The organism is Pararhizobium polonicum (assembly GCF_001687365.1).
Lineage (GTDB): Bacteria > Pseudomonadota > Alphaproteobacteria > Rhizobiales > Rhizobiaceae > Pararhizobium > Pararhizobium polonicum.
Map to the genome: position 1 here is coordinate 60017 of NZ_CM004502.1, position 15790 is coordinate 75806.

At 62.3% G+C, this 15790-nt stretch carries 11 protein-coding genes; 3 read left to right on the top strand and 8 right to left on the bottom strand.

Translation table 11 applies throughout. The features are described 5' to 3' along the window. Nucleotides 1–104 precede the first annotated feature (104 nt). From traA to ADU59_RS00285, 3 genes are read left to right on the top strand one after another with little or no spacing between them, the layout of a single operon-like run. Nucleotides 105–4742, top strand: coding sequence for a Ti-type conjugative transfer relaxase TraA (gene traA, locus ADU59_RS00275; RefSeq protein ID WP_068950593.1), 4638 nt, complete (start codon nt 105–107; stop codon nt 4740–4742). Nucleotides 4743–4771: 29 nt separating this feature from the next. Beyond that, complete coding sequence (locus ADU59_RS00280; protein WP_068950595.1) at nt 4772–5041, top strand: hypothetical protein; 270 nt, start codon at nt 4772–4774, stop codon at nt 5039–5041. Nucleotides 5042–5043: 2 nt separating this feature from the next. Next, nucleotides 5044–7512 carry a zeta toxin family protein gene (locus tag ADU59_RS00285; protein WP_068950597.1) on the top strand — a complete coding sequence of 823 codons (2469 nt, stop codon included), beginning with the start codon at nt 5044–5046 and terminating at the stop codon, nt 7510–7512. Nucleotides 7513–7550: 38 nt separating this feature from the next. Here the strand turns inward: ADU59_RS00285 and rctB are convergent, their stop codons facing one another. The 8 genes from rctB to ADU59_RS00325 form a co-directional block, all read right to left on the bottom strand. Then, the gene (gene rctB, locus ADU59_RS00290; RefSeq protein ID WP_068950599.1) at nt 7551–7895 is read right to left on the bottom strand and encodes an SMa0974 family conjugal transfer regulator; all 345 of its coding nucleotides are present in this window, start codon (nt 7893–7895) and stop codon (nt 7551–7553) included. Between the two features lie 20 nt (nt 7896–7915). Continuing rightward, complete coding sequence (locus ADU59_RS00295; RefSeq protein WP_068950601.1) at nt 7916–8584, bottom strand: acyl-homoserine-lactone synthase; 669 nt, start codon at nt 8582–8584, stop codon at nt 7916–7918. 67 nt (nt 8585–8651) lie between these two features. Then, a complete protein-coding gene (locus ADU59_RS00300; RefSeq protein ID WP_068950603.1) occupies nt 8652–9401 on the bottom strand; it encodes a helix-turn-helix transcriptional regulator in 750 nt (249 codons plus the stop codon). Between the two features lie 122 nt (nt 9402–9523). Continuing rightward, on the bottom strand, nt 9524–10678 hold the full coding sequence (locus ADU59_RS00305; RefSeq protein WP_068950605.1) for a mandelate racemase/muconate lactonizing enzyme family protein: 1155 nt from the start codon (nt 10676–10678) through the stop codon (nt 9524–9526). Nucleotides 10679–10692: 14 nt separating this feature from the next. After that, nucleotides 10693–11901 (bottom strand): D-mannonate dehydratase ManD, encoded by a 1209-nt coding sequence (gene manD, locus ADU59_RS00310; protein WP_068950607.1) that lies wholly within the window; start codon nt 11899–11901, stop codon nt 10693–10695. 3 nt (nt 11902–11904) lie between these two features. Next, complete coding sequence (locus ADU59_RS00315) at nt 11905–13617, bottom strand: ABC transporter ATP-binding protein (RefSeq protein ID WP_068950609.1); 1713 nt, start codon at nt 13615–13617, stop codon at nt 11905–11907. Then, complete coding sequence (locus ADU59_RS00320; RefSeq protein WP_068950612.1) at nt 13614–14768, bottom strand: ABC transporter permease subunit; 1155 nt, start codon at nt 14766–14768, stop codon at nt 13614–13616. Before ADU59_RS00320 ends, ADU59_RS00315 begins: the two co-directional genes overlap by 4 nt. Continuing rightward, on the bottom strand, nt 14765–15751 hold the full coding sequence (locus ADU59_RS00325) for an ABC transporter permease (protein WP_068950614.1): 987 nt from the start codon (nt 15749–15751) through the stop codon (nt 14765–14767). The genes ADU59_RS00320 and ADU59_RS00325 overlap by 4 nt, the downstream gene beginning before the upstream one ends. Between the last annotated feature and the right edge of the window lie 39 nt (nt 15752–15790).

Genomic DNA, 15790 nt, shown 5'->3' on the forward strand with positions numbered 1-15790 from the left:
TTGGGCCGTCTTCCGGAGAAGCGGCATCGGCCCTTCGGTCCGATCGGTTTGAGGGCGCAATATACGTCGCACCCGCGACGTGCTTGGAAGGTCTGGAGACGACAATGGCGATCATGTTCGTCAGAGCGCAGGTGATCAGCAGGGGAGCGGGACGCAGTATCGTCTCCGCCGCCGCCTATCGCCACCGCGCCCGGATGATGGACGACCAGGCCGGCACGTCGTTCAGCTACCGCGGCGGATCGCGCGAACTGGTGCATGAGGAACTTGCGGTCCCGGATGAGATTCCCGCCTGGCTGAAGGCGGCCATCGACGGCAAGACTGTTGCCGCTGCCAGCGAGGCGCTGTGGAATGCGGTTGACGCCTTCGAGACGAGGGCCGACGCCCAGCTCGCGCGCGAGCTCATCATCGCCCTGCCGGAAGAGCTGACGCGGGCCGAGAATATCGCCTTGGTCCGTGAGTTCGTCGCGGACAATTTTACCTCGAAGGGCATGGTCGCCGACTGGGTGTTTCATGACAAGGACGGCAATCCGCACATCCATTTGATGACGACGCTGAGGCCGCTGACGGAGGAGGGGTTCGGGCGGAAGAAGGTGCCAGTGCTCGGCGAGGATGGCGAGCCCTTGCGTGTCGTCACCCCGGATCGTCCGAACGGCAAGATCGTCTACAAGCTTTGGGCCGGTGACAAGGAAACGATGAAGTCATGGAAGATCGCCTGGGCGGAAACAGCCAACCGGCATCTGGCGCTTGCCGGCCATGAGATCCGTCTCGATGGCCGCTCCTATGCCGAGCAGGGCCTCGATGGCATCGCGCAGAAACATCTTGGGCCAGAGAAGGCCGCACTCGCCCGCAAAGGCGTCGAGATGTATTTTGCGCCGGCCGATCTTGCGCGCCGGCAGGAGATGGCCGACCGATTGCTCGCCGATCCCGGTCTTCTGCTGAGGCAACTCGGCAACGAACGCTCCACCTTCGATGAGCGCGATATCGCCAAGGCGCTGCATCGCACTGTCGACGATCCCGTCGACTTCACCAACATCCGCGCTCGGCTGATGGCTTCAGACGATCTGGTGCTCTTGAAGCCGCAGGAGCTCGACAGTGCGAACGGCAAAGTTTCAGAGCCGGCGGTGTTCACCACGCGAGAAATCTTACGCATCGAATATGACATGGCGCAGTCGGCCGAGGTTCTGTCGAAGCGTACCGGCTTCGGCATTGCCGATGCGAAGGTTGCCGTGGCCGTTCGACAGGTAGAGACCGCCGATCCGGGGAAACCCTTCAGGCTCGACGCCGAGCAGGTCGATGCCGTGCGTCATGTCACTGGCGCCGGCGCGATCGCGGCCGTGGTCGGTCTCGCCGGCGCCGGCAAGTCGACACTGCTCGCCGCTGCGCGTGTCGCCTGGGAAGGCGAGGGTCGCCGGGTAATCGGGGCGGCGCTGGCCGGCAAGGCGGCAGAGGGCCTAGAGGACAGTTCCGGCATCAGGTCGCGCACGCTGGCCTCCTGGGAACTGGCTTGGGAAAATGGGCGCGATCTGCTGGAGCGCGGTAATGTCCTCGTCATCGATGAGGCCGGCATGGTGTCGTCGAAACAGATGGCGCGCGTGCTGAAAGTGGTCGAACAAGCGGGGGCGAAAACCGTCCTGGTCGGTGACGCCATGCAGCTTCAACCGATCCAGGCGGGTGCGGCGTTCCGGGCGATCAGCGAACGGACCGGCTTTGCCGAGCTCGCCGGTGTGCGCCGCCAGCGCGAGGAGTGGGCACGCGAGGCCTCCCGTCTCTTCGCTCGTGGCCGGGTCGAAGACGGTCTTGACGCCTATGCGCAGCAGGGCCGCGTCACTGAGGCCGATACGCGAGCCGAGATCGTCGAGCGCATCGTCATCGATTGGACCAATGCCCGCCGTGACCTGCTTCAGAAACCTGGCGACGAGGAAAATGTACCCCGTCTTCGCGGCGATGAGCTGCTCGTTCTGGCGCACACCAATGACGATGTGAAGCGGCTCAACAGCTCTCTGCGCAATGTCATGATGCAGGAGGGCGCGCTTACCGATGGGCGCGAATTCCAGACGGCGCGTGGGCTTCGGGAGTTTGCCGCCGGCGATCGGATCATATTCCTTGAAAATGCCCGTTTCCTCGAGCCGCGCGCGCGGCGTCTCGGGCCGCAATATGTGAAGAACGGCATGCTCGGATCCGTCGTTTCCACCGGCGACAGGCGAGGCGGCCCGCTGTTGAGCGTCCGACTCGACAATGGCCGCGACGTCGTGATCAGCGAGGACAGTTATCGCAATATCGACCACGGCTATGCAGCGACCATCCACAAGTCGCAGGGCGCGACAGTCGACCGGACGTTCGTGCTCGCCACCGGCATGATGGACCAGCATCTGACCTATGTGTCGATGACCAGGCATCGCGAGCGCGTCGACCTCTACGCGGCCAAAGAAGATTTCCAGCCGAAGCCGGAATGGGGCAGGGCGGCGCGCGCCGATCATGCCGCCGGCGTCACCGGCGAGCTCGTCGAAACTGGTGAAGCAAAATTCCGGCCCCAGGATGGGGATGCCGACGAGAGCCCCTATGCTGACGTGAAGACCGATGACGGAACCGTCCACCGACTGTGGGGTGTGAGCCTGCCGAAGGCGCTGGAGGAGGGCGGGGTCTCGGAAGGCGACACTGTGACGCTGCGCAAGGACGGCGTCGAACGGGTCACGGTGACCGTACCCGTTATCGATGAGAAAACGGGAGAAAAGAGTTTCGAGGAACGGACGGTCGATCGCAACGTCTGGACGGCCAAACAGGTGGAATCTGCGGAGGCTCGCAATGAGCGCATCGAGCAGGAGGGCCATCGGCCGGAATTGTTCAAACAGCTTGTCGAGCGGCTTGGCCGGTCCGGCGCGAAGACGACGACGCTCGATTTTGAAAGCGAGGAAGGCTACCAGGCGCATGCACGAGACTTCGCGCGGCGACGCGGCATCGACACGCTCGCCGGGGTCGCGGCGCGACAAGAGGAGGGCGCGGCGCGGCGGCTGGCGTGGGTTGCGGAGAAGCGGGAGCAAGTGGCGAAGTTGTGGGAGCGGGCGAGCGTTGCGCTCGGTTTTGCCATCGAGCGCGAACGACGCGTTTCCTACAGCGAGACACGAAGGGAACCCCCAACAGCAGAAATGTCCGGGGGCGGAAAATATCTCGTCCCGCCGACCACGGTGTTCGCCCGGAGTGTCGACGAGGATGCGCGTCGGGCGCAGCTTACGTCGGAACGGTGGAAGGAGCGGGAGGCGATCCTGCGACCGATGCTCGAGACGATCTATCGCGATCCGGACCAAGCGCTTATCCGCCTGAACACCCTGAGCTCGGAAACGGCGGTCGAGCCACGCCAACTTACTGACGCTCTTGCCGCAGCACCTGATCGGCTCGGTCGCCTTCGCGGGTCCGACCTTGTGGTCGATGGCCGTGCGGGCAGGGGTGAGCGCCACGCGGCGATAGCCGCTCTGTCGGAATTGCTGCCACTCGCTCGCGCACACGCCACCGAATTCCGCCGGCAGGCTGAGCGCTTCGGCATCCGTGAGGAGCAACGCCGCGCGCATATGTCCTTGTCGATCCCGGTGCTTTCCAAACCGGCAATGGCGCGTCTTGTCGAAATCGAGGCCGTCCGCGACCGCGGCGGGGACGATGCCTATAAGACCGCTTTCACCTACGCCGCCGCGGACCGTCTGCTGGTGCAGGAGGTGAAAGCCGTCAACGATGCCTTGACGGCACGCTTCGGCTGGAGCGCCTTCACCGCGAAAGCGGATGCGGTTGCCGAGCGCAATACGAGCGAGCGCCTGCCGGACGATCTGACGCCAGAGCGTCGCCAAAAGTTGGTGCGGTTGTTCGAGGTGATCAGACGCTTCGCCGAGGAACAGCACCTCGCGGAAAGACAGGATCGCACGAAGATCGTTGCCGGCGCGAGCGTCGAGGTCGGAAAGGAGACCGTGCCCGTGTTGCCGATGCTCGCCGCAGTGACCGAGTTCACGACGCCGGTGGACGCGGTGGCTCGGAAGAGAGTATTGGCTATTCCGCATTATCGCCATCATCGCTCGGCGCTCGCCGAGACCGCGACGCGCATCTGGCGTGATCCTGCCGGCGCGGTCGCCAGGATCGAAGACCTTGTCGTGAAAGGTTTTGCTGGCGAACGGATTGCGGCCGCTGTTGGAAATGATCCCGCCGCCTATGGCGCTCTGCGTGGATCCGACCGGATGATGGACAAGCTGCTCGCGGTCGGCCGCGAGCGCAAAGAGGCACTTCAGGCCGTGCCGGAAGCGGCAAGCCGCGTGCGTTCGATCAGTGCGTCCTATGTCAGCGCCCTCGATGCGGAAACCCGGACCATCAACGAAGAGCGCCGGCGCATGGCGGTCGCCGTCCCCGGCCTGTCGCAAGCGGCCGAGGACGCACTCAGGCAATTGGTGGCCGACGTCAAAACGCAGAAGACGCAAAAGGAGAAGGGCGCCAAAGTCGACGCTGCTGCTCGCTCGCTGGATCCCGACATCGGTCGAGAGTTTGCCGCTGTCAGCCGGGCGCTTGACGAACGCTTCGGCAGAAACGCGATCCTTCGCGGCGAGGCAGATGTCATCAATCGCGTATCGCCGGCGCAGCGCCGCGCCTTTGAGGCGATGCGGGAGCGTCTGCAGGTCCTGCAGCAGACGGTACGGACGCATGGCAGCCAGGAGATCATATCCGAGCGCCAGCGCCGTGCCATCGATCGCGCCCGTGGTCTCACACGATAGCCAGTTTCTAGAGAAGGAAAGGAAAGCACATGACAGAGCAGGAAACGTCCTACGAGGTGATTGTCCGAACTGAGATCGCCATCGAGATTCTCAACCAAGCCCGGGCGATCGTCACCGCCCGCGTCTATGAGCTCGAGGACACGGATCCGGCGGCAACTGAGGCGCTACGTCGGCGGCGTCGCGATCTCATCGATCTGCAGCGGAGCCTTTCTGCCGATGGTCGCAATGCCGTCGAGGACGTCATCGCGGTCTGGGGACCGCGTGTGCAGGACGAGACCCGCTTCTGGGCGGAGTTCTGATCATGGCGGAGGATCAGACATCCGGCCCGCTCTCACCGGAGAGGAACGAGCGTATTTTCCGCAATGACGTTCTTCCCGATTATCTGCCGGCGACAATGACGCCGGCGGAGCGACCCCGCCTCATCCTGCTCGGCGGACAGCCAGGCGCCGGCAAGACCGCGGTGCTGATCGCAAGCCATGCGGAGCTCGAACACACGGGGTCGACGATCCGCATCGTCGGCGACGATCTCAGAACCTACCATCCGCAGTTTCTTAGCTTCCAGCGACAGGATTCGGAGACGGCGTCGCAGTTCACCCAAGCTGATGCCGGACGATGGACGGAGAAGCTGCTGGCGGCGGCGGCGGAGCGCAAGGTGAATATCGTCTTCGAGACGACGATGCGCACCCCTGAAAACGTCGCTCGCGTCATCGGCATGGCCCGCGAGGCTGGCTATGACGTTGAGGTTCGCGCCGTCGCCATCAACCCGCGCCTCAGCTGGCAGGGCAATCACTATCGCTTCGAGGAAATGTTGCGCCTCGGTGACGCTGCGCGCATTCCTCCAAAACACATCCATGACGCTGCCGTTGACGGGCTGCGCATCAGCCTGGAGAAGGTCGAAACCGAGCGTTTGGCCGACAGGGTGCAACTGCGCACGCGCGGCGGCACGATCCTCTACGATAATGAGATGCGGCAGGGAGAGTGGTCGCATCGACCCGGCGCGAGGCAGGCACTGGAAGCGGAGCAGTCTCGGCCGATGAGCCGTTCCGAGGTCCAGCGATTTGCCGATGACTGGAGCTATGTGCTGAGCCGGATGGAAGAACGAATGGCCCCGGCGTATCGCATTGCCGAGGTGAAGACGCTCGCTGCCGATGACGTGAACTATCTGCTCACGCAACGCCGAGAAGCCGATATCGACGAGAATTCTCGCCGGAGCCGCACGATCTTCGAGCGTCGGGCCGATGCACTGGGCCTGTTCGTCGAACTCTACGACAATGCGGTGCGAGATGCAGAGCGCCGGCCCATCGGCAATATAGAAGCTCATGCCACCGGCCGTCTGATGCAGACCTACATGACGCTGAAGTTGATCGAGGCCGTCCGCGATCTTGGCCTTTTGCCAGAGGACGGGAAAATCATCGCGACCCGAGCCATGGTCCAGGACAAGCGCGGAACGCAGGAGTTTCCGGCAGCGCACCGTTTGCCGGCGGACCTCGCCGTGGAAACGTCGGACGGATCGCGCCGGCGGGTGACGGAGTATCTCGATGTCGCTCTCAATCGTGTCGCCGTGGACCGTGAAGTGTTCGGCCGAACCGACCGGCTCTCTCGCTTGGCCAATGTCGTGGATTCTTGGATGGAAGCCGCCGGGATGCGGAAAGCCCTCGTGCGTGCCGCCAATGCCGTCGCAATCGGTGGCAGGTCGGCCGAGGCAGTAATGGCGGAGATCATCGAGCCGGGTTATGGCGCCACTCTCGCCCATACCCGCGATCGGCTTGACCGCAATATGGCAATCGCGGAGCGCGCTGTCCTTGCAACAGTGATCACGGACATCAGCGGAGAGCCCTTTCGCACCGTGCGGGACGACCTGCGGCTTCGGGCGGGCGATCTTGAAAACCGCGCCCGGGCGAAAGCCATGATGGAGGGAGTTCTGAACGAGACGGCGCGCCATTGGCAGCTCGATCCAGAACGGCGGAGGAAGGCTGACGAGTTTGTGCGCGGCATCGCTGATAATGAGCGCAGCCTCGGTGCGCGCCGATCGCCGCATCGAAACAGCGTGCAATCGGAGGTTCTTGTGCCTGCTCGGGACCTGCCTGACCTCAACGATGCGGCGATTGCCGATCGCTTGCGTGTTTCCTCCCGGCTCGCCAACAAGCGGGCGGAAATCGAAAATCTGTCGCGGCTCGTGTTCGGCAACGGCCAGGCGGCGTCGGCATCCGTCCAACAAATCGCCGATGCGCGCAGCGGCGCGGCGGCCCGCGATGATGTTCGCGCTGGCCGGCTTGGCGACATGGCCGGGGAGGGGAGGAAATGGCTGCGCGGGCCGAGCCCGGCACGCCAGACGGCCGAAGCCCATGCGCCGCAGCTCGCCGCAGCGCTGGCGGACTATGGTCTGACGGTAGATTTCGAGCGGCACCAGATCGTCTTGCAGCATCGTGAGGAACAGGCACGGCACAAGGTTGAGATTCCCAGGCCATCGAAGGAACTCTCTGCTTTGATGTCGGGAGGTGATCACGGGCAGGTCCGCCGTCTGAACGCGGAGCCGGTCCTACGTCGCGAGTTCGAAAAGCTCACTCTGGCGATGACCAAACGTCTTTCGCCCACCGATCGGGCGGACCTGAAAGAGGGGAATGTCGCGAGGCTAGGCGCCTCGCTCGGGATAACCTCGGAACAGGCGGCTTCACTCAAGCTATTTCAGGATCGCGCGAGTGCACTTCAGGACAGATCACTTCGACAGGCACGCAACGTTGTGAGTACCCAACTCACGATACGTCGGTGACCTAGTCGACCAACGATGCTGACCAGGCACATGCCCGTTCAGCATCGGGAGGTACCCTCCCGCCGACCGATCGCCCCGAACGGCTCGTCGCCAGCCGAATGCCATTCAAGTTGACCGAATAAATGGGTTGCGACCTGAGAGAAGGCCACTTGCACCAGGGACCGGATCCCGAAGAATGTTAAGAGATCCTGGGCCTCCACCCGAAGGTGGAGGCCGCAGGCAGTTTGCCTGATGACCGCCCGCCCGTCGCCGAAATTGAGAAGTCGCTCGGTATGATTGGTGGCGATCGAAACAGTGCAGTCGCGGAGGGCAACACACAGCAGCTCAGCGGTCTGATCGGCGTGTGAGATCGCAACGGATGTTTCAGAAATGTGTTTGGCCATGAGAACCTCCGGTCGCTGCGTCAGGCTGAAAGCAACGCCGGTGCTGCAGAGGCGGTCCGCGACGGAAACACGGGTCGCCGATAAAGCGGCTCGTCCACCTGGAGTTTGCTGCGCATCGCAGCGAGGACGCGGTGCGAAACCTCAAAGGCACCGCAGCAAACCGGGAAACGGCCGTAGCCGTCGGAACGCCCAAGTTCATCGAGTTCGGCGCCGGCTTGTCTGTAGACGCGCCGCATATGGGGCTCGTAGTTTGAGATCATCGTGCTGATGCCATTGGCGAGTGCGGCCTCGCACAAGGCGAGGAGCAACAGGCAGAAGGCTCTGTCGGACTGCATGTCAGGGAAATCCTCACCGATCGCATCCCCGTCGATGCACATCCGCGTGCCCTCCCAGATGCCCGGCGCGATCAGGTCGCAGGCTTCGGGGAATGTTTCTCGGAAGACGTCATAGAGGAGGGTTGGACCGGTCGTCGGCATAAGCCGCACGGAACCATAGAGTTGCTCTCGCTCGTCGTCACACCAGAGGAGGTAGGCTGGGTGGAGATCGTCATAGAGATCCCGCTCCAGATGGCCGGATACGGACACTCTCCAGCCGAGTCGGTCGACGAACACCCTTTTTCTCAGCCGGAACGACTGATCGAGGAGCTCGGTGTACTTATGATATTCATTCGCCTGAACGAGAAGATACATGCTTGCCTCCGCATTATTGGTCGGAGGCAGCGTGCAACAGGATACGCGCGTGCGAAATATTCGGGGATTAGCTCCCCGAATCCTGCGTACTGCCATACGGATTTATCAGGCGAAGCTGAATCGCGAGAGCCGTCGCCGACGTGGTCGAAGCAGCACCGAGTTTGTGGCGCGCCGACATCAGGTATCGTTGCGTCGTATGCATCGAGAGGCCGAGGATTTCGGCGATTTCGTCGTTCGTCTTTCCAAGAGCTGCCCAATGAAGGCACTCTTTTTCGCGTGGACCTAGCTGCGGAATTGGGTCATGCTCGCCATGCAGCTCGAAGACTGCTTTTCTGTGGATCAGAAAGGCAAGATCGAGCCACTCTTGATGGTACTCCTGGACCATCTTGCTCCACTCGCTGGCGGGCTTCCTGGAATTCAGGGATAAGAGCGCACGCCGCTTTTTGTCGACGATGGGGATGGAGTAACCGTTTGCGCCAACGCCGTGTTCTTGGGCGTCATGCAGAAAGTCATGGGCCGCTGACGGAACCTCGACTTCGCGCCAATCGAACGGCAGTTGCCGGATGAGACCCTCGCGCAGGATCGGATCGACTTTCGCATATCCTCGTACGAGATAGCGAGCAACCCAGGCGTCGCGATAGGTTGTGCGCACGTACGGCGTATCGACCACATCTGCTACCGTTAGGGCCAGATGATAAGTTGAAGAATCAATCCCGTATGCCACCTCCAGGATGCGCAGTGCATCGTAAACGCTTGGGGCATTCTGGACCGCGTGACTGAGACCTTCAAATTCTTCTCGTACTCGTAAGTTCTCCATTCAAAACTCCAAGAAAGCGTGCTCTGTCATCACACCGACAGAGCGGCCAAGCCAGGGGCCTAGCCAAATTCATCACGTTATGATATAACATATCGCATAACCTAATTTATGGAACTTTCGGATCACCAGTTGGTGATCGAGCCGTCGCGGCGCTTCAGATGCGGCGCTTCCCAGAATTCGAAATTCTGCTTGGTAATCAGATCTTCATTGACCTCAATGCCGAGGCCGGGCGCATCCGAGACCGGATAAAACGCGCCTTCCAGCCGCGGCTGGACGGGGAAGAATTCGGAATTGTCGAAACCGAGATGGGTTTCCGCCGGGCTCGCGCGGGTCTCCAGCCAGGAGAAGTTGGCGACCGCCGCCGAGAAATGGATGGTTGCAGCGGTGCAGACCGGACCGAGCGGATTGTGCGGCATCATGTCGACGTAGTGGGTCTCGCTCCAGGCAGCGACCTTCATGCTCTCCGTCAGACCGCCGACATTGCAGACGTCGAGGCGGTTGAACTGGTGGATGTCGCGCTCGATATAAGGCTGGAACTGCCATTTCGAGGAAAATTCCTCGCCGATCGCAAACGGGATGTCGGTCATCCGGCGCAACGCCTCATAGGAGCTGGGGGATTCGTCGCGGATCGGCTCCTCGAGGAAATCGAGCGTGCCCTTCGGCATCTTCTGGCAGAAGCTCGCAGCCTCCGCGACCGAGAGCCGGTGGTGGTAGTCGATGCCGAGCACGACGTCGTCGCCGAGCGCCTCGCGGGTCTTGACGCACCATTTGGCGGTCGTGGCGATATGTTCGCGCGGCTCGTAGATGTCCTTGTGCTCATGGCCCGAGGGCGACAGGCGCATCGCCGTCCAGCCATGCTCGACTAGCATCTGCGCCTGTTCGACCATGGCCGGGCCGGGTTCGGCAAAGGTGGTCGCGAAGGTCGGGATTCGGTCGCGCTGCTTGCCGCCGAGCAGTTCGTAGACCGGCACGCCGAGCGCTTTGCCCTTGATGTCGTAGAGCGCGATGTCGATTGCCGAGATCGCCGCCTGCAGCACCCGGCCGCCCTCGAAATACTGGCTGCGATACATTTCCTGCCAGAGGGCGCCGATCTTGAAAGGATCGCGGCCGCGCAGGAATTCGGCATAATGTTCGAGTGCGCCGACGACCGCCTTTTCGCGGCCCGATAGCCCGCTTTCGCCCCAGCCGAAAATCCCGTCGTCGGTCTCGACCTTCACCAGAAGCTGGTTGCGGATGCCGACCTTGACGGCATAGCTCTTGATCGCTGTGATCTTCATCGTCTTCTCCCGAATTACCAGTGCCACAAGGTGCCGTCTTCGAGACGGTTCACCGGCAGGTAGGCGCGCTGGTATGGATATTTTTCCGCAAGCTTCTCGTCGATATCGACGCCGTGGCCGATCGCCTCGCCCGGATGCAGGTAGCCGTCCTTGAGGCTCCAGGCGCTTGGGAATACGTCGAGGATTTCCGGCAGGTAGCCGGAATATTCCTGGATCCCGAAATTGGGGACCCAGAGATCGAGATGCAGATTGGCGCCGAGGCAAATCGGCGACATGTCCATCGCGCCGTGGCAGGCGGTGCGGATGTTGTAGACGCTGGCGAAATCCATGATGCGCCGCTGCGCGGTGATACCGCCGGCATGCACCGTGGTCGTCCTGATATAATCGATCAGCTGCTCTTCCATGAGCAGCCGCGCATCCCAGATCGTGTTGAACACTTCACCGACGGCCAGCGGCGTCGTGGTGTGTTTGCGGATCAGGCGGAAACCTTCCTGGTATTCGGCGGCAACCGTGTCTTCCAGCCAGAAGAGGCGGGCAAATTCGAGATCCTTGCCAAGCCGGGCAGCCTCGATCGGCGTCAGGCGATGGTGGCTGTCATGCAGAAGCTCGATATCCCAGCCATGCGCCTCGCGCACCGCCTTGAAGAGCTCGGGAACGTAGCGGAGATACTTTGACGTCGACCAGGTCTCCTCATGCGGAACGGCATCATCCGCCGCATTGTTGGTGACCGACTTCTTCCCCGTTCCATAGACGTCAGGCAGGCCCGGAATGCCGACCTGGACGCGGATCGCCTTGTAGCCCTGCTCGATGCGCCTGCCGACCGCTTCGACGGCTTCTGCAATATCCGTGCCCTGGGCATGCGTGTAGCACAGCAGCTTCTCGCGGCTCGCACCGCCGAGCAACTGGTAGAGCGGCATGTTCGCCGCCTTGGCCTTGATGTCCCAGAGGGCGGTATCGATGCCGGCGATCGCCGCCATCGTCACCGGGCCTCTTCGCCAGTAGGCGCCTTTATAGAAATACTGCCAGATGTCTTCGATGCGGCTTGGATCGCGGCCGATCAGCAATGGTGCCAGGTGATCCTGAAGATAGGCGACAACGGCTTTTTCGCGGCCATTCAGCGTCGCGTCGCCAACCCCGGTCAGTCCTTCATCGGTGAAGATCTTGACGGTAACGAAATTGCGACCGGGTGAGCAAACAATAATTTTGACGTCGGTAATTTTCATGACTTATCCGTTGGCTGAAACTGTACATGCAGGGTCATAGCGGAACCGGTTGTGGATGCGCCGGTCGCGCGGGTCGGGATGGGGAATGGCGGAGAGAAGGGCGCGCGTATAATCGTGCGCCGGATTGTTGACGACTTGGTCGGTCTCGCCCGTCTCGACGATCTTGCCGCGATACATGACGGCGACACGGTCGCACATGTAGCGGATGACCGACATGTCGTGTGAGATGAACACATAGGAAAGCCCAAGCTCGTCCTGCAGCTTCATCATCAGGTCCAGCATCTGCGAGCGCAGCGAAACGTCGAGCGCCGACGTCGCCTCGTCGGCAACGATCAGCCGCGGCTTGACCGCGATCGCGCGCGCAATGCCGATGCGCTGGCGCTGGCCGCCAGAGAAAGCATGCGGATAGCGCTCGCGCCAGGCCGGTTCGAGGCCGACCTGCTGCAAGAGTTCGGCAACACGATCTTCGAGCTCCCTGCCCTTCATGCCGGCAAGCTTCAGGGGCTCGGCAATGATCTGACCGACCGTCTTGCGCGGGCTGAGTGAGCCGACCGGATCCTGGAAGATCATGCGGATGTCGCGGCGGACATCCTTCAGCGTCGGCTTGTCCGACGTGCAAAGATCGACGGCGCTGCCGTCGGCACGGCGGTAGTCCATGACGCCGGCCTGCGGATCGTAGATACGCAGCAGGCAGCGGCCCATCGTGGTCTTGCCGGAACCGGATTCGCCGACGATGCCGAGCGTTTCGCCGGGGCGCACGATCAGCGACACGTCGTCGACGGCCTTGAGGCCGGACGGGAAAGTCAGCGACAGGTTCTTCACATCGAGAAGCGGCGGCGCATCGGCGGGGATCGGGGGGCGTGACAGCCGCACCTCGGCCTTCTTCTCCAGCTTGACGACCGAGCCAATCAGGCGGCGGGTGTAATCGTCCTGCGGCGCGTGGAAGATCTGCTCCACAGGGCCGCGTTCCATCACCTTGCCGCGATACATGACGATGACTTCGTCGGCGATCTCGGCCACGACACCCATGTCGTGGGTGATAAAAAGCACGGCCATGCCGTGGCTTTCCTGCAAACGCTTGATGAGGTCGAGGATTTCCGCCTGGGTCGTGACGTCGAGTGCAGTCGTCGGCTCGTCGGCGATCAGCACCTGTGGATTGCAGGCGAGCGCCATCGCGATCATCACGCGCTGGCGCATGCCGCCGGAAAATTCGAAGGTATAGCGGTCGATCGCCGTTTCCGGGCGCGGAATTTCCACCTGCCGCAGCAGTTCGAGCACGCGCTCGCGCTGCTCCTTGCCGCGGATGCCGAAATGGATGCGCAGCGCTTCGCCGATCTGCGTGCCGATGCGATGGACCGGCGACAGCGAACTCATCGGCTCCTGGAAGATCATGGCGATCTCCTTGCCGCGGACGCCGCGGATTTCCTTGCCGCGCGGATCGAGCTTGGCAAGATCGACCGAGGAACCATCGGCGCGCGTCAGCACGATCGAACCGCCTTCGATGCGGCCAGGCCGATCGACGATCTGCAGGATCGAGCGGGCGGTAACGGACTTGCCGGAACCGGATTCGCCGACGACGCAGAGTGTCTTGCCGCGCTTGAGCTCGAAGGAGACGTCATCGACCGCCTTGAAGGGGCCGGTGCGCGTTGTAAAGTATGTCTTCAGATTGTCGACCTTGAGGATCGTCTGATTGGATGTATCTGGGCTCATGCTCATGACACCGACTCGTAGGGATCTGCGGCATCGCGGAGACCGTCGCCGAGGAAATTGAGGGACAGCACCGAGATGACGATGGCGGCGGCAGGCGTGAACAGCAGCCACGGCGCTTGCGCGACGGCGCGGATGTTCTGCGCTTCCTGCAGAAGTACACCCCAGGAGATGATCGGCGGCTGCAGGCCGATGCCGAGGAAGGAAAGCGCCGTCTCGGCAAGGATCATCGAGGGTATCGCCAGCGTCAGCGTCGCGATGATGTGGCTCGCGAAGGACGGTACCAGGTGGTTGAAGATGATGCCGATCTCGCTCATGCCGTCGAGACGGGCGGCGATGACGAAATCCTCGTTGCGCAACGACAGGAATTTGCCGCGCACCTCGCGTGCCAGGCTCGTCCAACCGATCAGCGAGACGATCAGCGTGATGACGAAATAGGTCCGGAGCGGCGGCCAGCCGACGGGGATTGCTGCGGCCATGCCCATCCATAGTGGGATGGTCGGGATCGAGCGCAGCAGTTCGATGAAGCGCTGGATGGCGATATCGGCCCAGCCGCCGCAGAAACCGGAAATACCGCCGATGGTGACGCCGAGGATCAGGCTCATGAAGACGCCGACAAGGCCGATCGACAAGGAGATCTGGGCGCCGTGGACGACGCGCGAAAAGATATCGCGGCCGAGACGGTCGGCACCGAAGATATACATACTGTCGCCGGGCATCGGATCGGTGAGACCGAAGAGCTTGGTCTGCATGGGGATGAAGCCGAGCAGATTATAGGGCTGCGCGGCGCGCACGAAGAAGCCGACCGAAACCGGCTTTGCCGGATCCGGCACGAACTCGCGGCGCATCGACTCGGTATTCAACGTCATCTTCAGCTGCCTGACATGCGGGCGGAACGTACCGTCGAGCAGCAGCGAAATGCCCTGCGGCGGCGCATAGGTAAAGCGCGCATTGGTGGCATTCGGGTCGAAGGGCGCGACGAAATCGGCGAATACCGCGACCAGATACATGAAGATGATGACCACAAGGCTCACCAGCGCTATTCTGTGCTTCTTGAATTTCAGCCAGAAGAGCCGCCACTGTCCGGCAACGGCGATGTCCTTGCCGTGCAGGTTGAGCGATGGGCCGGCTTCCGGCGGGAGCTGGGTAATATCTGTCATTGGAAACGGATCCGCGGGTCTGTGAGGGCGAGCAGGATGTCGGAAATCAGCGTGCCGATGATGGTAAGCACGGAAATCAACAGGATAAGCGAGCCAGCGAGATACATGTCCTGGGCAAGCAGCGCGCGTAAGAGCAGCGGCCCTGTCGTCGGCAGGCTCATGACGACCGAGACGATGATCTCGCCGGAGATGACGGCGGGCAGAATCCAGCCGAGCGTCGAAATCAGCGGGTTCAGCGCCAGGCGCACCGGATAACGGATCAGAAGCTCGAATTCCGACATTCCCTTGGCGCGCGCCGTCGTGACATAGGGCTTGGAGAGTTCGTCGAGCAGGTTGGCGCGCATGATGCGCACCAGTGCCGCAAGCGAGCCGAGGCCGATGACGATGACCGGCAGCCAGACGTGCTTGGCAAAATCGCCGAGCTTGGCGAAGCTCCAGGCGGCATCGATATAGGCAGGAGAAAACAGCCCGCCGACGCTCTGGCCGAAATAGGCCGACATCACATACATCGCCGAAAGGGCCATCAGGAAGTCCGGCACGGCGAGGAAGAAGAAGGCGAGGAACGTCGCGAAATAATCCGAAATCGAATACTGGCGCACCGCCGACAGGATGCCGATCGGAATGGCGATCGCCCAGACGAAGCAGAGCGTCAGGAGCGACAGGAGAAGCGAGAAGCCGAGGCGGCTCCAGATCAACTCGGTCACCGGCTTGCCGAGCTCGAAGGAGATGCCGAAATCGCCATGCATGATGATGCCCGCGATCCACTTGTAGTACTGGAAGTACATCGGCTGATCGAGGCCGTACCGGTCGCGCATCGCGGCGACGGTGCCTTCTTCGACGGCTCCGCCCTGGCTTGCCCAGTCCGCCATGAGCGTCGTGAGATAGTCGCCCGGCGGCAGCTGGATGATGATGAAGGCGATGATGGAGACGGCAAACAGTGTCGGTATGGCGAACACCAGCCGCTTGGCAAGAAAACGGAGCATGGGACCTGACCGTTCGATGGAACGAAAGGGGCGGCCGGC

Coding starts and splice junctions, on each gene's coding strand:
- ADU59_RS00325 (WP_068950614.1), bottom strand. CDS start 15,751: ATGCTCCGTTTTCTTGCCAAGCGGCTGGTGTTCGCCATACCGACACTG.
- ADU59_RS00295 (WP_068950601.1), bottom strand. CDS start 8,584: ATGTATCTTCTCGTTCAGGCGAATGAATATCATAAGTACACCGAGCTC.
- ADU59_RS00305 (WP_068950605.1), bottom strand. CDS start 10,678: ATGAAGATCACAGCGATCAAGAGCTATGCCGTCAAGGTCGGCATCCGC.
- ADU59_RS00315 (WP_068950609.1), bottom strand. CDS start 13,617: ATGAGCATGAGCCCAGATACATCCAATCAGACGATCCTCAAGGTCGAC.
- traA (WP_068950593.1), top strand. CDS start 105: ATGGCGATCATGTTCGTCAGAGCGCAGGTGATCAGCAGGGGAGCGGGA.
- ADU59_RS00280 (WP_068950595.1), top strand. CDS start 4,772: ATGACAGAGCAGGAAACGTCCTACGAGGTGATTGTCCGAACTGAGATC.
- ADU59_RS00320 (WP_068950612.1), bottom strand. CDS start 14,768: ATGACAGATATTACCCAGCTCCCGCCGGAAGCCGGCCCATCGCTCAAC.
- rctB (WP_068950599.1), bottom strand. CDS start 7,895: ATGGCCAAACACATTTCTGAAACATCCGTTGCGATCTCACACGCCGAT.
- ADU59_RS00300 (WP_068950603.1), bottom strand. CDS start 9,401: ATGGAGAACTTACGAGTACGAGAAGAATTTGAAGGTCTCAGTCACGCG.
- manD (WP_068950607.1), bottom strand. CDS start 11,901: ATGAAAATTACCGACGTCAAAATTATTGTTTGCTCACCCGGTCGCAAT.
- ADU59_RS00285 (WP_068950597.1), top strand. CDS start 5,044: ATGGCGGAGGATCAGACATCCGGCCCGCTCTCACCGGAGAGGAACGAG.